This is a genomic window from Streptomyces sp. OfavH-34-F, assembly GCF_022347745.1.
In the GTDB taxonomy this organism is placed as follows: Bacteria; Actinomycetota; Actinomycetes; order Streptomycetales; family Streptomycetaceae; genus Streptomyces.
On record NZ_JAKRGC010000518.1, the window covers coordinates 1 to 2709 of the forward strand.

The following is a 2709-nucleotide window of genomic DNA, read 5'->3' on the forward strand; positions in this document are numbered from 1 at the left end:
TCCCGCCAGTACGCCCGGTTGCGCCGCGCCCACGCGGCGCGGGCGGGGTCGCCGCCCGGCAGCAGCAGCCCGTAGGCGTCCGCCGCGCCCGCCGCGTCACCGGCCTCCGCCCGCACCTGGGCCAGGAGCAGCCGGGTGTCCAGGACCAGCGGATGGTCCGCACCCCAGGCCGCGGCCCGCAGCGCGGCCAGCCGTTCGTAGGACGCGACGGCGGCCGGGTGCCCGCTCTCCCTGCGCTCCGCGGCGATGTACCGCAGGTCGCGGGCCTCGCCCGTCTCCTCACCCAGCAGCCGGTCCCGGGCGGTCAGCAGCCGGCCCGGATGGCAGGCGAGGTCCCTGCGGACGGCGCGGGTGTCCCCGAGGACGCCCGCCCCGACCGCCACCCAGCGCGTCCATGTCCGGCCCATGCCTCCCCCGTCCGCCGTCCCCGCCTCCACCGTACCCAGAAGGCACCGGCCCCCGGACGGCGTCGCGTCCGGGGGCCGGCGAGGTGTGACCGTACGTCAGTACAGGCTCACGCCGTACGCGCTGAGCGCCTCGGTGACCGGCTGGAAGAACGTCGTACCGCCCGAACGGCAGTCACCGCTGCCGCCGGAGGTCAGGCCGATCGCCTTGCTGCCGGAGTAGAGCGGACCGCCCGAGTCGCCGCCCTCGGCACACACGTTGGTCTTGATCATGCCGTAGACGATGTCGCCGTTGCCGTAGTTGACGGTGGCGTTGAGCCCGGTGACGGTGCCGCTGTGGGTGCCGGTCGTGGAGCCCCGGCGGGTCACGGACATGCCGACCGTGGCGTTGGCCGCGCCGGTGATGTCCACGCTGCCGACCGTACCGGGGTGGGCGAGCGAGGTGTTGTCGTAGCGCACGATTCCGTAGTCGTTGACCGGGAAGCTGGAGCCGGCCGTCGGGCCTATGTAGGTGGTGTTCGAGGAGTTGGTGTACCAGGGCGGGTTGCCGTCGGTGCAGTGGCCCGCGGTCAGGAAGTAGTACGTGCTGCCGCTGCGGACGTTGAACCCGAGGGAGCAGCGCCAGCCGGGGGCGTAGATGGCGTCGCCGCCGGCGAGCAGCTTGTTGAACGTGCCGGGGGTGCGCTCGATGCGCAGGGCACCCGCGTTGCCGCCCGCGGCGTCCTTGATCTGCCGGATCTCCGCCGCGGAGACGGTGCTGTCGACCGTGACCACGAGCTTCCCGGTCTTGGTGTCGACGTTCCAGGCGGTGCCGGGGATGTCGGCGCCGAGGACAGCGTCCCCGGCGGCGGCGAGCTGACGGGCGTCGTAGGTGGTGCCGGAACTCGCCTGGGCGGTGGGAGCGGCCAGGGCGGCGACGGTCACCAGGCCGGCGGTGATGGCGAGCGCCTTGCCGCGTGCGGTGATACGGCTGAGGGGGGTGGTGCGCTTGATCCTCACTGTCATTCCTCCCGAGGGGAAACGGGGGCCCGCCTGTGGGGTGGTCGGGCCCGTGAGGCGCAGTCATGTGCACGGCCGTCCGTCCGCATTCCGAACATGCCGTGCTCCTGACAAGCGCTGCTCGGGAGTATTCAAGGCGTCAACTTCTTGCGCAAGGGCACCTTTTGGCCTGAACCTCCGTCGATCCTCCGCCGCTCAGCCGTCGATCCGACGCCGCTCCCCCGCCTCCACGGCGACCGGAAGGGTGTTGCCCGGCGGCGGGAAGGGGCAGATGAAGTGGTCCGCGAAGGCGCACGGCGGCAGCAGCGCGCGGTTGAAGTCGACGGTCACCGCGCCGTCCCCGTCCGGCGCGGCGGGCCGCAGGAACCGGAAGCGGTAACTGGTGTCCCCGCTGGTGGCGTCGGCGAAGACCGCCCACAGCGAGCCGTCCGACTCGACGGCGGCCCGCAGGGTGTGCCGGGCCCCGGCCAGCTCGAAGGCGAGTTCGCCGGCGAGCCCCAGTCCGCGCGCGACACCGTCCGCGTTCTCGACCCGGACGGTGCGGGGCTCCCCGTACGGCCGGAAGGTCCCCGGCACCGCCCAGCGCGGGTCGTACGGGGTCGCCTCGATCGCCCGGAACGCGCGCCGCGCCGGCGCGTCGGGGTCGAAGACCCGGACCGCCCAGAGCCCTTCGCGGCTGAGGACGACCAGCCTGCGCGCCCCGTGGGCGACCCGGGACGCTCCGATCGGACCCCGGTCGGCGTCGAGCCGGACCTCACCGGTGAACGGCTCGCCGCCGACGGTCAGCCCGTCCGCCGGGCCGGCTTCGAGCACCGGTGCGCCGTCCCGCTCCCGCCACCGGCCCGGGACGGCCGGAATTCGCCCCTCCGGGTAGTCCGCGAGCCAGTGCGTCCCGGTGAGGGAGAGCGGGCCGTACGGGGCCGCGACGACGGCGGTCCGCTCCTCGTGCCAGCGCCGCCAGTCCCGCGCCGCCTGCTGCTGTGCGTACGTACTCATGGCCCCACCGTTCCATACGGGACCGGCTTCACCTCAGCAGTCGCACCCGCAGTCGCAGCCGTCGCAGCAATTGCAGCAGTCGCAGCAGTTGCTGCACGCGTCACAGCCGTCGCAGCAGTCCCCGCAGTCGCACTGGTTGCACAGCCCCTCGCGCCGCTGGCGCGACCAGGGGTCCTCGAAGGTGCCGCAGCACATCTGGCAGGTGCAGGCGAGCCCGGCCCACACCAGGCAGCCCATGACGAGCCCGCGCCGGTCGCGCGGCGGCTCGGGCGGCCGGGGCCCGCCGGGGCCGCCCGGTCCGGTGGGGGCG

3 protein-coding genes and 1 pseudogene are annotated in these 2709 nt (G+C 74.1%); all 4 read right to left on the reverse strand.

Annotated elements, in window-relative coordinates:
* A partial coding sequence (locus MHW47_RS34240) for a hypothetical protein (protein WP_239227741.1) occupies positions 1-407 on the reverse strand: 407 nt, incomplete at its 3' end.
* A gap of 96 nt (positions 408-503) precedes the next feature.
* Positions 504-1403, reverse strand: a complete 900-nt coding sequence (locus MHW47_RS34245) for a S1 family peptidase (RefSeq protein ID WP_239227742.1) — start codon at positions 1401-1403, stop codon at positions 504-506.
* A 195-nt stretch (positions 1404-1598) separates the two neighbouring features.
* On the reverse strand, positions 1599-2399 hold the full coding sequence (locus MHW47_RS34250) for a DUF1684 domain-containing protein (protein ID WP_239227743.1): 801 nt from the start codon (positions 2397-2399) through the stop codon (positions 1599-1601).
* 33 nt (positions 2400-2432) lie between these two features.
* Positions 2433-2709: pseudogene (locus tag MHW47_RS34255) on the reverse strand (hypothetical protein); the annotation flags it as partial.